The organism is Pseudomonas sp. p21 (assembly GCF_001642705.1).
Taxonomy (GTDB): Bacteria; Pseudomonadota; Gammaproteobacteria; order Pseudomonadales; family Pseudomonadaceae; genus Aquipseudomonas.
In genome coordinates this window covers 68874-83330 of the sequence record NZ_LWBV01000002.1, presented here as the reverse complement: position 1 = coordinate 83330, position 14457 = coordinate 68874, and the positions used below count along the sequence as shown (strand labels likewise).

The 14457-nt window shown below is 61.3% G+C and carries 13 protein-coding genes and 1 other RNA gene; 4 read left to right on the top strand and 10 right to left on the bottom strand.

The window, feature by feature from the left end:
• Nucleotides 1-56: 56 nt before the first annotated feature.
• The gene (locus A4C63_RS05350) at nt 57-932 is read right to left on the bottom strand and encodes a WYL domain-containing protein (protein ID WP_063911813.1); all 876 of its coding nucleotides are present in this window, start codon (nt 930-932) and stop codon (nt 57-59) included.
• 119 nt (nt 933-1051) lie between these two features.
• Between A4C63_RS05350 and A4C63_RS05345 the strand changes: the two genes are divergently transcribed.
• The 3 genes from A4C63_RS05345 to A4C63_RS05335 all read left to right on the top strand — a co-directional run bounded on the left by A4C63_RS05345 (nt 1052) and on the right by A4C63_RS05335 (nt 3912).
• Entirely contained in the window at nt 1052-1309 is a 258-nt protein-coding gene (locus A4C63_RS05345) for a hypothetical protein (protein ID WP_063911812.1), read from the top strand.
• A gap of 199 nt (nt 1310-1508) precedes the next feature.
• Nucleotides 1509-2069: a hypothetical protein gene (locus A4C63_RS05340; protein WP_063911811.1), complete on the top strand. Its 561-nt coding sequence runs from the start codon at nt 1509-1511 to the stop codon at nt 2067-2069.
• A gap of 388 nt (nt 2070-2457) precedes the next feature.
• Nucleotides 2458-3912 carry a multiheme c-type cytochrome gene (locus A4C63_RS05335; RefSeq protein WP_063911810.1) on the top strand — a complete coding sequence of 485 codons (1455 nt, stop codon included), beginning with the start codon at nt 2458-2460 and terminating at the stop codon, nt 3910-3912.
• An 85-nt stretch (nt 3913-3997) separates the two neighbouring features.
• On the opposite strand, the gene A4C63_RS05330 is transcribed toward A4C63_RS05335, so the two are convergent.
• From A4C63_RS05330 to A4C63_RS05295, 8 genes are all read right to left on the bottom strand, one after another.
• Nucleotides 3998-4204 carry a co-regulatory protein PtrA N-terminal domain-containing protein gene (locus A4C63_RS05330; protein WP_063911809.1) on the bottom strand — a complete coding sequence of 69 codons (207 nt, stop codon included), beginning with the start codon at nt 4202-4204 and terminating at the stop codon, nt 3998-4000.
• A gap of 262 nt (nt 4205-4466) precedes the next feature.
• The gene (locus tag A4C63_RS05325; protein ID WP_063911808.1) at nt 4467-4745 is read right to left on the bottom strand and encodes a DUF2790 domain-containing protein; all 279 of its coding nucleotides are present in this window, start codon (nt 4743-4745) and stop codon (nt 4467-4469) included.
• A gap of 233 nt (nt 4746-4978) precedes the next feature.
• Nucleotides 4979-5242, bottom strand: coding sequence for a DUF3077 domain-containing protein (locus tag A4C63_RS05320; protein WP_063911807.1), 264 nt, complete (start codon nt 5240-5242; stop codon nt 4979-4981).
• A 607-nt stretch (nt 5243-5849) separates the two neighbouring features.
• Nucleotides 5850-6239: a transfer-messenger RNA gene (gene ssrA, locus A4C63_RS05315) on the bottom strand.
• A 99-nt stretch (nt 6240-6338) separates the two neighbouring features.
• Nucleotides 6339-6623: a hypothetical protein gene (locus tag A4C63_RS05310; RefSeq protein ID WP_063911806.1), complete on the bottom strand. Its 285-nt coding sequence runs from the start codon at nt 6621-6623 to the stop codon at nt 6339-6341.
• A gap of 302 nt (nt 6624-6925) precedes the next feature.
• The gene (locus tag A4C63_RS05305) at nt 6926-9736 is read right to left on the bottom strand and encodes an FAD-binding and (Fe-S)-binding domain-containing protein (protein ID WP_063911805.1); all 2811 of its coding nucleotides are present in this window, start codon (nt 9734-9736) and stop codon (nt 6926-6928) included.
• Nucleotides 9737-9811: 75 nt separating this feature from the next.
• The gene (gene lldD, locus A4C63_RS05300; RefSeq protein WP_063911804.1) at nt 9812-10957 is read right to left on the bottom strand and encodes an FMN-dependent L-lactate dehydrogenase LldD; all 1146 of its coding nucleotides are present in this window, start codon (nt 10955-10957) and stop codon (nt 9812-9814) included.
• Between the two features lie 63 nt (nt 10958-11020).
• Nucleotides 11021-12691 (bottom strand): lactate permease LctP family transporter, encoded by a 1671-nt coding sequence (locus tag A4C63_RS05295; RefSeq protein WP_063911803.1) that lies wholly within the window; start codon nt 12689-12691, stop codon nt 11021-11023.
• 256 nt (nt 12692-12947) lie between these two features.
• Between A4C63_RS05295 and A4C63_RS05290 the strand changes: the two genes are divergently transcribed.
• Nucleotides 12948-13715 (top strand): FCD domain-containing protein, encoded by a 768-nt coding sequence (locus A4C63_RS05290; protein ID WP_063911802.1) that lies wholly within the window; start codon nt 12948-12950, stop codon nt 13713-13715.
• Between the two features lie 135 nt (nt 13716-13850).
• Here the strand turns inward: A4C63_RS05290 and smpB are convergent, their stop codons facing one another.
• Entirely contained in the window at nt 13851-14333 is a 483-nt protein-coding gene (gene smpB, locus A4C63_RS05285; RefSeq protein WP_013974300.1) for an SsrA-binding protein SmpB, read from the bottom strand.
• Nucleotides 14334-14457: the final 124 nt, after the last annotated feature.

Genomic DNA, 14457 nt, shown 5'->3' with positions numbered 1-14457 from the left:
GGGCATCTGGACACAGCGACTCGGGGCATCAAGCCCCTCGTCGCGGCATTCGACACTCAGTCATTCAACAGCCACGGCTTCAGTTCCTTGAGGTTACTCACCACCAGTTGCTGCGCCTCGGGGAGCACTGCCAGGTTGCGGTGGTCGATCTGGTAGCGTTGCAACACGTACTTCACCAGTGCCCTGCGGCTGGGCACCACCAATTGCCCCTGCGTCATGCCGAAGTCGGTTTCGATGATTGCCTTCTGCGCCGCATTCAATCGCCCATCAGGTTCGAAGATGACCGGTACCTCGACATTCCAGTCTTCATCCTGCTCGCGCGTGTTCGGTGATTGGTCGAGCAAGTCTGGCTGCCCACGCAGGCGGCTGAGGACGAAGTCGCGGTACTGGCCATTCTTCTCGCAGTAAGCCCTCACGTGCCAGCGCATGCCGGTGTAGACCAGCGTGTGTGGGGCGATGAGGCGAACCTCCACGTTGGGGGTATTGAAGGACACGTATTCGGTTTCCAGGCGCAGGCCTTCACGGCAGGCCTTGAGCAAGGGGCGCAGCACCTCCGGGCGAATAGGCCGGTCAGGCACTTCCAGCACCCGGGTATGCGCATAGGCCAGTGCCAGCCCGTCGATGTGCGGGGCCCGTTCATTGTTCTGATAGAGCAGGTGCAGATAGGCGCTGGCGCTGTCGTCGATGAACAGTGGCTTGAATTGCTTGCCGGGCACATAGCCCTTGAGCTGCTTGTCATATGTCAAGTTTTTGGGCGCATGTTCGGTGATGTAGGTATTGATGTCCTTGGACGCCTGCTGGCGGCTGATGCCAAAGCTCTGCATCAGGTGGCCCGTGGTCAGCCGGCCTTCCCACCAGGCAACGGTCTCGATCAAGCGATAGCGAAGTGCCAGGTCCCAGCGTACCTGCTCGATGGATTGCTTGCGTTTCATACCCTCTCCATGTGCGCGATTACTTTACCTGTATAAGTCTACATTCTAGACCTGTCGTAAATCGCTACATATCTTCTCGCTGTCTTCGAAATGATTTTAAGCCAGTAAAGGAAGTGGACATGACTATGTCTGAGGCGGTTTCGACAGGGGCGTTGGTGTTGATTGGCGTGATCCTGGCGGTGCTCCTGATGCAGTACCTGAAGTTGCGCGAACTCTGGCAGATGGCCCTGGCCTGCCGCCACAACGCGCGTTGGGCGCGGATATGGGAGATGGAAAACCGGGAGCTACGTGCGGCACGGCGTGCCGACAAAGCGCACATCGCGCAACTGCAAAGCAAGCTGGTGCTTTTGCAAAACCTCGTCTGCGCAGAAGAGTGATAGGGAAGGCATGAACAGACTTGAGCGGATCAAAGGCTGCCTGCTGGGTTTTGCGCAGGGGGCGAGGAAAAATTCACCCGTGCAGGCGCTGATTTGATGACTTTGAAACATTATGTTGCAGGAGGTAATCACTATCATTAAGATTAAATTTCATGATGCAGGGAGCGCATTGTCCATATAAAAACAAGGTCAAAAAATAATGCTGAAAATGCTCCTCGTGTATGTTCATCTGCTCGCCACCTGTATTGCCCTGGGCAGGGTATTGCTTGCCGATCACAAGCTTTGGAGCTGGCGCAAGGAAGCGCTGGATCAGGCAAAGCATGAGTACCTGCAAGAAACCAGGAAAATCGCCACCCTCGCGTTATTGGCCCTTTGGGGCAGTGGTCTGCTGTTAATACTTCAGGGGTATCTCCTCGAGGGCACAGCGTATTTGCTCAACCAGAAGCTCTGGGCCAAGGTTGCGGTTGTTGCACTGCTGACGCTGAATGGCGGTCTGTTACATCGCGTCGGCTTCCCGTTATTGCAAAAAGCCCCTTTCGTCTTGTTACCAGGTTCCGACCGCGGTCGCCTTGCGCTCTTGGGGGCGTTCTCTATGAGTGGTTGGCTGTTCGCCGCTTTTCTGGGGGTAGCCCGAGCCTGGAATCATGTCATGCCATGCATGCATGTGATGGCGGTGTTCACGGCATTCGCTTTGCTGGCCTGTATAGTGGCGCTTGTGGTCGCTAGCACGGCAGGCACCATGGAAACTACGGTTTCATAGTGGCTGTGGCACAACTCAAGCGTAAGTAGCATGAAACTTCCCGCGGCGCAGGAACCCGCCAGCGTTTTCGTTCCCCCCGACTTCGGGGTGAGGTTCCCCACTAATGGGCGTGATACCCCAGCAGTGTGTGGGCCTCCATTCACTGAGCGCTTCAAGCGCTGAACAATGTCTGCTGGTCTTCCTGTTGCCCCGACATATTCTTGCGAGCTGGCAAGCCAATTGCTGAGTGAGCATATCCTGCTCATCAAAGGTGCAGAGTCGGGAAGCAGCGGAGCTGACAGTACCTATTGGGTGATTGCAGGTAACCATCGGTTGGCAGCGCAAATACCCCTGGCTACTCAATAAAAGCATTGCTGCGCGCCTCTACAACCGTCCAGGGGAAATGCTTATGAGCCACTCCAGGTATATGTGTGTGCGGTTAGCGCTGCCCCAGTTGTGTTTTCTAGCCTGCCTGCTGATGGTAACGCTGGCGGCGGTGGCCGACGAACCTCAGGGTAATGACAATCAAAGTAACGACAAGTGGCTGGAGCCGGCGCGCTCCAGGCTCATGCATGTGACTGGCGCGATGCCGTTTTTCCCGCACCGGGCCAATACCCCCGGCAACCTGGTGCTGAATGTGAAGGACTTCGACAACGCTCAGGTATGCGGTGCTTGCCATACGGAGATCTACAGGCAGTGGCGCTCATCCATGATGTCCCAGGCCTGGGATGAACCTATCTATCGGGCCTTGCTCAAGCGTGCGAGTGCGGCCACCGAGGGTAAGGTCGACAACTTCTGCACCGGCTGCCATACCCCGATCGGTCTCACGACCGGGCAGATCAATTCGCAAGTCAATCGCTCCTCGATTGAAGACAGCGCGAAGAATCATCCGATGCCTGGGGTCGATTGCGAGAGCTGCCACAACATCAGTACCCGCACTGGCCTCGATAACGGCGCCTATGTTCTGAGCCCTCGGGCACATGGTAAACCGACCAAGTTCGGGCCGCGCAAAGATGCCGTATCGCCGTATCACGATACCGTCTATTCCGCTTTACACACGCGCTCGGACTTTTGTGGCACCTGCCACAACGTCACGCATCCCTTCAGCAGCGTGGCGGTCGAGCGCACGTATGACGAGTGGCAGGAGAGCGCCTACAGCCTTGACGGTATCACTTGCCAAGGTTGCCATATGCCAGGTTTTGCGGGTAAGGCCGCGATCATGGGGCCAGACCGCGAAGATGTTGCCTCGCATTGGTTCAGCGGAGCCAATGCCATGATGCTCAAGCATCTCGGCCAGGAAGAGGGCGCGCAACGCGCGCGCGACATGCTTGTGCATGCAGCGGAAATAACCTTCCAGCAACCGCCGGCAGTCATCACACCCGGGCAATTCACCTCGGTGGCCGTCAAAGTTGCCAACGTCGGCGCCGGGCACAAACTGCCGACCGGCTTTCCGGAGGGCCGGGAGATGTGGATCGATTTCCGGGTGCTGGATGCCAGTGGGCGAGAGCTCTATCGGCTGGGTTCGATCAAGGACGGCAAGACCGAGGACAACACGCGAAACTTCAAAGTGCACATCGGTGACAAGGACGGTAATCCGTTGGATGTCGAGGTCTGGAATGCCACGCAAATCCTCTCGGACAACCGCATTCTGCCCAAGGGCTACGAAATCGGCGAGTTCTCCTTCCAGGTGCCGACCGACGCCGTCGGGCCGTTGACCCTGACCGCTACGCTGAACTACTGGCCGTTCTCGCAGAAACTGGCCGACTACCTGCTCGGCAAAGACCAGCTGCAGGTGGAAATCACCCAGATGGCCAAAGCCACGCAGAGCGTCCCCCTGTCCCCGATCACTGCGTCCCGACCCTAGCGGCATATGTGCATGCGCTGGTTGTGACGGTATATGGATCGAAAACGCCTGCTATCTGGCCAGGCTGGAGGACGCGCTACACCGATCAGCCTTTGGCGTCATTGGCTGGCTTGGCTTTGCTTTCAGCTACAGCGGCTTCTGCCTTTTGTTTCTGTGCAAGCTGGAACGCCTGCATCGAGGCTTTGCGGGCTGACTCCATGCGTGCGAAGGTCCGATCGCCACCGCCGGAGGCCATCGCCAGAGAAGAAGCGGTCAGGGCGGCGGCAACGAAGAGAACTTTCATGGTTTTCATTTGGGTATCCTCAAGTAAAACTTTGTGAACTGCTCAGCATTACACCCAGCACGGATTGACTAGAGCGTGCTGTGGTTGGGTGTAACTTGATTTCAGTGATGACTATCTATTAATTTGCAGCGTTAGACTGCCAAGGCAATAGTGTTTTTCGCGAATGAACTTTTAATCATTCGATCATGTTCAGGTAATAAAAAACATCATCTGCACTGAGTGCCTATGAGGTTTGACTTCCGCTTCTGGGGGGGATTTAACGTTGGGCGGATCAGGCCACGCCAGTAGGGGCGGCGGGGCTTCCACCCCATTCGAGGAAACGGATTTTATGAATTTCGCCGTTACTGTCTTCATACACTACGGTCACCGGTACCACGCCGGTCTTGTCGGATGTATCGGTGCGTTGCAATACCCGTTTCACATCGATGTTCATACCGTAGTGGTATTCGACGGCAGCGACATGCGCGCCGGGTTCTTGCAGGCTGTTATGGTCAAAGACACTGGGTGCGAGACTGGAAATCACGGCACTTACAATTGTGGCCATGCTCATAAGGCTGTACCTCTACTGAAGTTCGCTTGACAAGGACCTAATCTGACACGCCGAAAAAGTGAAGTTCACTTCACCACGACGAACGCGCCTGATTGAGGCGCCTGTAGTGGCAAAAAACTCCCTGCAATTCCCCGTGCCTGACACATTTCGACCATTCGTCCTTTGACCCCCGTATCTGTTGGTCGAAGTCCGTTTTTGAGGTTGGTCCTGCACGGGGTAGGGTGGTGCGCTGTTCAGCGCATCATGCCGAGTTCGGCATCATCCAGTAGCGCTTTGCCCAAGGCGCAGAGGTAGTGCGCGGCCCAGATCAGCTTCGGTTTGTCTTCCATCAAGCCGTCGATGGTCAGGTCCCGCGCGTAGCCCATCAGTTCCGAGGCTTGTTCACGGGCGCTCTGGCAGGGAATGCCGGCCTCGATGCGAAAGAGTGGGTGAGTCTGGTTTTCACCTTGGTAGAAGATGGTTTTACCGACTGTGCATTGGGTGTCTTCGGTGGCCATTGATCGATCTCCCTCGTGTAGCAGGTGCTTGTGCTGGCCCTGTCTCCCGCAAGCCGGGTTTTCATGGAGCTGCACATAACTCATTGATTTGGCGAGGCTCTGTGGGAGCGGGGTTACCCGCGAACACCGGCGCAGCCGGTGCCATACACCGCGTTGGATTCTTCGCGGGCATGCCCGCTCCCACAGAGTCCGGGGCCAGCATGATCGTGTCTTCCAGGGAATGGAGATGGTGGGGCGGGGACAATCTTCAGCATATTTTGGTCCTCAGTGGAGCGACCAGCGCTTGCTGTCAAACAAGTGGTGGCAGCCGTGTATGGGTTGACAGACCGGTGAAGACCAAACCGGCGCACACGAGGTGCCCCACACACAGCCGCCATAGGCAAAACCGTGTGTTTGGTCGTCATCAGCCTGTCAAAGCTGGTCGTTGATGTGCAACGACCCACCGAGCCTAGAACGCTGAAAAAACGACCGCAACGGAAAACAGGCGCAGGGAGTATCTTTGGGAAACGGCCTACACGGAAGGGGTGAAATCTGATTTTTGGGGCTCGCACACCCTAAAATCCAGGCACAAAAAAAGACGCCCGAGGGCGTCTTCTTCTTTGGGATTTGGTGGAGCCGGGGGGATTTGAACCCCCGTCCGCCAGTACTCCGCTGTCGGTACTACATGCTTAGCCGTGTCTACTGAGTTAATCCGCAGCCGCCCGACGGGCAGGGTGCTTTGGACGAGTTGGGTAAGTTTTAGTCGCTTTGCCCCCAACGTGCTACACGACGATCCTGTTCTGTATGACAATCATTTCGGGTTTACAGGCATCCCCTGATGATTGCTGGAGCCGAAGCTACCAGAAGGTCAGGTCAGCTGCACTTAAGCAGCGAGACGCGCCTCGAAGGTTTCGTCATTGGCAACTATAGAAAGTTGCAACAGTGGATTTACGAGTTCTGTTACCAACTCGGCATGCACCTAGAGTTTCGCTACCGGCGTCGAATCCTAATCGGCCCCACACTAGCTCTTGGCTAACGCACCTTACGGTACGTGAGGCCGAGTATACGCCATTGTTCGGGCGACGTCGACAGCCGGACCGGTCGCCCGCCTCTGGGCTCACGCGCCGCTACCGCCGCTGCCTTTCTCGGTTTTTTCCAGGCGCTCCAGGACTTTGCTGGTGATGGCGATGCATTCCTTGGTATCGCCCGAGGCCTGGGCAGCCTTGGCTTTGTCGACGTGCTCGGTAATGGCCTTGTCCAGGCCTTCGGAGGTGGCGCCGGCGGTGGCCATGCTGTCGTCGATCTTTTGCAGGTTGGCAGTGCACAGGTCTTCGGCGGCGAACACCGGCGAAGCCAGCAGGGTGGCGGCCGCGAACAGGGCCGAAAGCGCGGTACCTTTCATGGGAGTCTCCTTCGGGGCCTCTGGAAGGTGGGCCTGTAAGGGTGGACTGCGGGGAGTTGGCAGGGGTTCAATCGGGATGGTGGCGGGGTCGAATGAGGGGGGGGATGGCACCGGCTTTGCCGGTGTTCGCGGGTGAACCCGCTCCCACATGGAATTGGCTTGGCTCGGGTATCCCTGTACCGGTGGGAGCGGGCGTGCCCGCGAAGCAGGCGGCGCGGTGTATGGCACCGGCTGCGCCGGTGTTCGCGGGCATGCCCGCTCCTACAGGGGATTTGCGGCGGCTGTCAGGTTTATGTAAGCCGTCAGATGCTGCGTGGCCGGGTGACGCGGTCTACCAGGTAGACCAGGCCGTGGTAGTCGATGCCGCTGTGGCTGGACAGGCCGATCTCGCAGGTGCGGCTGGTGGAGATGCCTTCGCTGCAATATTGCACCGCATCCTTCAGGCTGCGCAGCGAGTGGGCGTTGAGTTCGGGGGTGGTGAAGCCTTTGTCACCGGCAAAGCCGCAGCAGTGTATGCCCTCCGGGATCACCACCTGTTTGCTGCAACGCCGCGCCAGGTCGATCAGCGCCTGGCTTTCGCCTAAGTGCTGGGTGCTGCAGGTCACGTGCACGGCCACCGGTTCGTCCTGGGGGGTGAATTCCAGGCGCTCGAGCAGGTGGGTGCGGATGAAGCGCACCGGGTCGTATAGGTCCAGCCGGGTGTCGCTCAGGTCCTGCACCAGGCGCAGGGTGCAGGGGCTGGTGTCGCAGTAGATCGGGTCGAGGCCGCCGCGGCTGGCGTGCAGCAGGGCGGCGATCAGTTCCTGGCGTTTGTGTTCGGCCTGCTCGGGGTAGCCCTTGGAGGCGAACGGCTGGCCGCAGCACAGGCTGTCGGCGTTGTCGGGGAACACCACCTGGTAACCGGCCTTCTCAAGCAGGGCGCGGGTCTTGTCCAGTAGCGAGCTCTGCTCGCGGTCGGCGTAGGCCGGGCCCATCACCCGCGAGACGCAGGCTGCCAGGTACACCACGCGGGGGCGGGCGTCGTTGCTGGCCGGGCCGAAGTCCAGCGGACGCAGGGGTTGTGGCATGGCCGGGGTCCACTGCGGCAGGCGGCCTTTGCTGGCTTTGTTCAGCGCGGCACTCAGGCGGCCCAGGCGTGGGGCGCCGAGCAGCTTGCGTGCGGTGTTGGCAGCGGTCAGGGTCAGGCGCGCGCCGCCCAGGGCGGTGTGGAAGTGTTCGGCCAACCAGTCGGCGGTTTTTTCGTGCTCGGCGGCCTGGCTGCGCAGTTTCTTCACCAGTTCGCCGGTGTTGATGCCGACCGGGCAGCGCTGGGCGCACAGGCCGGTGGCGGCGCAGGTGTCGATACCCTGGTACTGGTAGGTCTGCATTAGCTCGCGGGTGTCGATGCCGGCGCGCTGTTTGGCCTGGATGTCACGCCACATGACGATGCGCTGGCGCGGGCTGAGGGTCAGGCCCTTGGACGGGCACACCGGTTCGCAGAAGCCGCACTCGATGCACTTGTCGACGATTTCGTCGGCAGCGGGCAGCGGCTTGAGGTTTTTCAGGTGGATGTCTGGGTCTTCGCTCAACACCACGTCGGGGTTGAGGATGCCGTTGGGGTCGAGCAGGCGCTTGAGTTTCCACATCAGCTGGTAGGCATCCTGCCCCCACTCCAGCTCCACGAACGGCGCCATGTTGCGCCCGGTGCCGTGCTCGGCCTTGAGCGAGCCGCCGAACTCCACTGCCACCAGTTGCGCCACGTCGTCCATGAAGGCCTGGTAGCGGGCGACTTCCTCGGCGCTGTTGAAACCCTGGGTAAAGACGAAATGCAGGTTGCCTTCCAGGGCATGGCCGAAAATGATCGCTTCGTCGTAGCGGTGCTTGTCGAACAGCTGGATCAGGCGGTTGACGCCTTCGGCCAGTTGCTCGATGGGGAAGGTGACGTCTTCGATGATGACGGTGGTGCCGGTCTGGCGCACGGCGCCAACGGCGGGGAAGGTGTCCTTGCGGATTTTCCACAACTGGTTGTACACGGCCGGGTCTTCGCTGAAGTCCACCTGCTGTTCCAGTGGGAAGTCGGCAATCGAGGCCATCACCTGTTGCAGTTGTTCATGCAGCAGGCTCTGGCTGGCGGCGCGGGACTCGATCAGCAGGGCGCAGGCGTTGTCCGACAGGCCTTTTACCCACAGCGGCATGCCAGGCATGTCCTGCACCGAGCGCAGGCTGCGGCGGTCGAGCAGTTCCACGGCCGAAACCGGCTGGCGCTTGAGCACGGTCACCGCGCGGCAGCAGCTTTCCACACTGGGGAACACCAGCAGGGCGCTGGCCTTGTGCGGGTGGTCGGGCACGGTGTCGTAGGTGACGGCACTGATGAAGCCCAGGGTACCTTCGGAACCGACCAGCAGGTGCTGCAGGATATCCAGCGGCTGGTCGTAGTCCACCAGCGCGTTCAGCGACAGGCCGGTGGTGTTCTTCAGCCGGTACTTGTGCCGGATACGCTCGGCAAGTGCGGTGTTGGCGCGGGTCTCGCGGCCCAGGCGGGCCAGTGCTTCCAGCAGGTCGGCGTGGCTGGCCTCGAACGCGGCGACGCTGGCCGGGTCTTCGCTGTCCAGGCGCGTGCCGTCGGCCAGCACCAGGCGCAGGCCGGCCAGGGTGTGGTAGGTGTTCTGCGCGGTGCCGCAGCACATGCCGCTGGCGTTGTTGGCGACGATACCGCCGATCTTGCAGGCGTTGATCGAGGCCGGGTCGGGGCCGATCTTGCGCCCGAAAGGCGCCAGCCAGGCGTTGGCCTGGGCGCCGATGACCCCGGGTTGCAGGCGGATCTGCTCGCCTTGGCCGCGGATTTCGCGACCGTTCCAGTTATCGCCGAGCACGATCAGCACCGAGTCGCTGATGGCCTGGCCGGACAGGCTGGTGCCGGCGGCGCGGAAGGTGACCGGCACGCGCTCGCGCTGGGCCAGTTTGATCAGGCCGACCACTTCGTCCTCGGACTCGACGCGCACCACCAGCTTGGGAATCAGCCGGTAGAAGCTGGCGTCGGTGCCGAAGGCCAGGGTGGAGGTGGGGTCGTCGAAACGGCGTTCGGCGGGGATCAGGCGCTCGGCATCACGCAGGAACGCGGCGGGCAGGCTCATGCAGTCTCCTCGCGGGGCCGTGGCGTCTGTGCGCCACATGCCCCGGGTCAATCAGGCGGTCGTTCTTGCGGGCGGTCAGGCGCCCAGTTCGCGTACCAGCGAGTCGCGGGTGATTTCGCTGATCGACTTGGCGCCGGTCAGCACCATGGCTACGCGCATTTCCTTCTCGAACAGCTCCAGCAGGTTTTTCACCCCGGCCTGGCCGTGCACGGCAAGGGCGTAGAGGAAGGCGCGGCCGATCAGTACGGTATCGGCGCCCAGGGCGATCATGCGTACCACGTCGAGGCCGCTGCGGATGCCGGAGTCGGCGAGGATCTTCAGGTCACCTTTGACCGCATCGGCAATCGCCGGCAGGGCACGGGCGCTGGACAGCACACCGTCAAGCTGGCGGCCGCCATGGTTGGACACGACGATGCCATCGGCACCGAACCTGACCGCATCGCGGGCGTCATCGGCATCGAGAATGCCCTTGATGATCATCGGGCCGTCCCAGAAGTCGCGGATCCACTCCAGGTCTTTCCAGGAGATCGACGGGTCGAAGTTGTTGGCCAGCCAGCCGATGTAGTCGGCAAGGCCCGTGGGGTTGCCACGGTAGGTGGAAATGTTGCCCAGGTCGTGTGGGCGGCCCATCACGCCGACATCCCATGCCCACTCGGGGTGGGTCATGGCTTGCAGCACGCGGCGCAGCGGGCCGTTCTTGCCGCTCATGCCAGAGTGGGCGTCGCGGTAGCGGGCGCCTGGGGTTGGCATGTCGACGGTGAACACCAGGGTCTTGACCCCGGCGGCCTTGGCCCGCTCCAGGGCGTTGCGCATGAAACCGCGGTCCTTGAGCACGTACAGCTGGAACCACATCGGCCGGTCGATGGCCGGGGCCACTTCTTCGATCGGGCACACCGACACCGTGGACATGGTGAACGGGATGCCGTGGGCCGCCGCTGCGCGCGCCGCCTGCACTTCGCCACGGCGGGCGTACATGCCGGTAAGGCCGACCGGGGCGAGGGCCACCGGCATGCTCAGGGTTTCGTCGAACAGCTTGGTCTGCAGGCTGAGCTCGGACATGTTCTTCAGCACGCGCTGACGCAGGGCAATGCTGGCCAGGTCCGAGACGTTGTGGCGCAGGGTGTGCTCGGCGTAGGCGCCGCCGTCGGCATAGTGGAACAGGAAGGGAGGCAGCTTGCGTTGGGCCGCGGCGCGATAGTCGGTAGAGGCAGAAATGATCATGGATTCTCGCAGCGTTGCGTGTGGGGATTGCCGGGCGCGCCATGGCGCCCGGCCCCTTTCACTTTAGTGATGAACCAGCATGCCGGTCAGCCAGTAGGCCTGGATCAGGGTGATCAGGCCGACGATGGTGGCGAAGAACAGGCTGTGCTTGACGGTGAAGCGGAACAGGTCGGATTCCTTGCCGACCAGGCCGGTAGCGGCGCAGGCCACGGCGATCGATTGCGGCGAGATCATCTTGCCGGTCACGCCGCCGCTGGTGTTGGCAGCCACCAGCAGGGTGTCGTTGACCCCGATCTGGTGTGCGGTGGTGGCCTGCAGCGAGCTGAACAGGGCGTTGGACGAGGTGTCGGAACCGGTCAGGAACACGCCCAGCCAGCCAAGGAACGGCGAGAAGAACGGGAACGCGGCACCGGTACCGGCCAGCACCAGGGCCATGGTCGAGGACATGCCCGAGTAGTTGGTGACGAAGGCGAAGGCCAGCACCATGCCGATCGACAGGATGGGCCAACGCAGTTCCCAGAAGGTTTCCTTGAAAGTGGTCAGACCAGTTTTGAAGTTGATCTTCAGCACCGCCATGGAGATCAGCGCCGAGAGGAAGATCGCGGTGCCGGTGGCAGAGATCGGGTCGAGCTTGAACACCGCTGGCATGGCGGTTGGCGCGGCGACGATCGGTGCGCTCTTGATCACCAGCTGGTCGAGGTGCGGGATGGCGAAGTTGAACACGAAGTTGTACATCGCGCCGCCCGGGGCGAAGGCCGCCTTGAATGGCTTCAGGGTCCAGATGGTCACCAGCACGGTGAGGATCAGGAACGGCGACCAGGCCTTGAAGATCTCGCCAAAGCTGTAGGGGCTTGGCTGGCTGCCGCTTGGCTGCACCACGGCGGCACCGACGCTGCCTTTGGCTTCGGCGAACGAACGCTTGGGCTGCCAGACTTTCAGGAACAGGGTCAGGGCGATCAGGCTGGCCAAGGCCGAGGTGATGTCCGGCAGCTCCGGGCCGATGAAGTTCGAGGTGAAGTACTGGGTGACGGCGAAGCTCAGGCCGGCGACCAGGGCGGCAGGCCAGGTTTCCTTCACGCCACGCAGGCCGTCCATCATGAACACCAGCCAGAACGGCACGAACAGCGACAGCAGCGGCAGCTGGCGACCGGTCATGGCACCGATGTGGAAGGCGTCGATACCGGTGACCTGGCCGGCCACGATGATCGGGATACCCAGGGCGCCGAAGGCCACTGGCGCGGTGTTGGCGATCAGGCACAGGCCGGCGGCGTACAGCGGGTTGAAGCCCAGGCCCACCAGCAGCGCGGCAGTGATTGCCACCGGTGCACCAAAGCCCGCCGCACCTTCCAGGAAGGCACCGAAGCAGAAGCCGATCAGCAGCACTTGCAGGCGCTGGTCGTCGGTAATCGACAGCACCGAGCTGCGGATCACTTCGAACTGGCCGCTCTTGACCGTGAGTTTGTACAGGAACACCGCGGCAACGATGATCCAGGCAATCGGCCAGAGGCCGTAGAGGAAGCCATAACCCGCGGCGGCGAATGCCATGTCGACAGGCATCTGGAAGGCAAAGATTGCCACCAGGATCGACAACGCGAGGGTGATGCTGCCGGCCACGTGGCCTTTGAGGCGGAACACGGCGAGGGCAAGGAAGAAGAAGACGATGGGAATGACCGCCGCCAGTGCGGACAGGCCAAGACTACCAAGCGGGCTATAGAGTTGTTGCCAGGTTTGCATATGGGGTGGCCCCTAATTGTTGTTGGTCAGGCACCGGCATTGGATAATTGGTAAGACCAATTTACAATGGCTGGTCGCTAGGTTAAAAGCGTCGTCGTGGGTGTGTCAATTTGTCCCGTGCAAAACTTTGGTCGCGTGCCGATGAGCGGGCGCCTGATGGGCTGGGAAAATCGTTGCCTGGTGGGTGTTTGCGCGGCCTGGATCGGCGAGAATAGACGCCCCCTGAAATCTGCCGGGGGTTTGTGGAGAGCATGTGATGGTTTTTGATCAGGTCCGCCAACGGCGCCTGTCTGACGACATCGTCGATCGGTTGGAAGGGATGATTCTGGAAGGCACGCTGACCTCGGGGCAGCGGCTGCCGGCCGAGCGCGTCCTCGCCGAGCAGTTCGGCGTGTCCCGCCCGTCACTGCGTGAGGCGATCCAGAAGCTGGTGGCCAAGGGGCTGCTGGTCAGCCGCCAGGGCGGGGGCAATTTTGTCGCCGAGTCTCTGGGGTCCACCTTCAGCGACCCGTTGTTGCAGTTGCTTGAGCACAGTGCCGAGGCGCAGCGTGACCTGCTCGAATTCCGCCATACCTTGGAGGCTTCCTGCGCCTACTACGCGGCCCGGCGCGCCACCGAGCCGGACCGGGCGCGGCTCAAGGCGGCCTTCGATGCGCTGCAGGACTGCTATGCCAGGGCTGACGAAGTGACCCGGGCGGAGGAGGGCGCCGCCGATGCGTGTTTCCACCTGGCGATTGCCGAGGCCAGTCATAACGCCGTGCTGCTGCACACCATTCGGGGCTTGTTCGACCTGCTCAAGCGCAACGTGGTGACCAACATTGGTGGCATGTACCAACAGCGGACCGAGACCCGGGACATGCTGATCAGCCAGCACCGGGAACTGTACCTGGCGATTGTCGAGGGCAGGGCGGAGGATGCGCGGGAGGTGTCCAGCCGGCACATTCTGTATGTGCAGGAGGTGCTGGAAGAGGCGCACGAAGAAGCGCAGCGAGTGGCGCGGGCGGAGCGGCGTAGCGGGCGTTGAAATTTGTATTGGCAATGCTGGCCTCTTCGCGGGTAAACCCGCTCCCACAGGGATGGCACCGAATCTGAACTCAGTGTTAACCCTGTGGGAGCGGGTTTACCCGCGAAGAGGCCGGAGCAGGCTGAAGAAGAGGTATTACTCTTCCTTGCCCTTGTTCCGCACAGCCCGCTGCAGCTCGCGGTTGGAATCGCGCTCGCGCATGGTGTCGCGCTTGTCGAATTCCTTCTTGCCCTTGCCCAGTGCGATTTCGCACTTGATCAGGTGCTTGCTCCAGTACAGCGCCAGGGCCACGCAGGTGTAGCCCTTTTGCGCCACGGCCGCTTCCAGGCGCTCGAGCTCGCGCTTGTTCAGCAGCAGCTTGCGGGTGCGGATGGGGTCGGCGATGACGTGGGTGCTGGCGGTGGTCAGCGGGGTGATGTGGCTGCCGAACAGCCAGGCTTCACCGTCCTTCAGCAGCACGTAGCTGTCAGTCAGGTGCGCCTTGCCGGCTCGCAGGCTTTTTACTTCCCAGCCGGACAGGACCAGCCCGGCCTCGAACTTGTGTTCGATGAAGTAATCGTGTCGCGCCTTCTTGTTCTGCGCGATGGTCCCGGTCGGATGTTTCTTTTGCTTAGCCATAGGGGCGGCATTATAGGCAGTCGCCGCGTTGTCGGCTACGGGATTTCGGTGTGCTTGAGCCACTGCAATGAATACCGGACAATACAGCCCCTGTCTTGGGGACAGTACCTGTTTTCGGCACGCT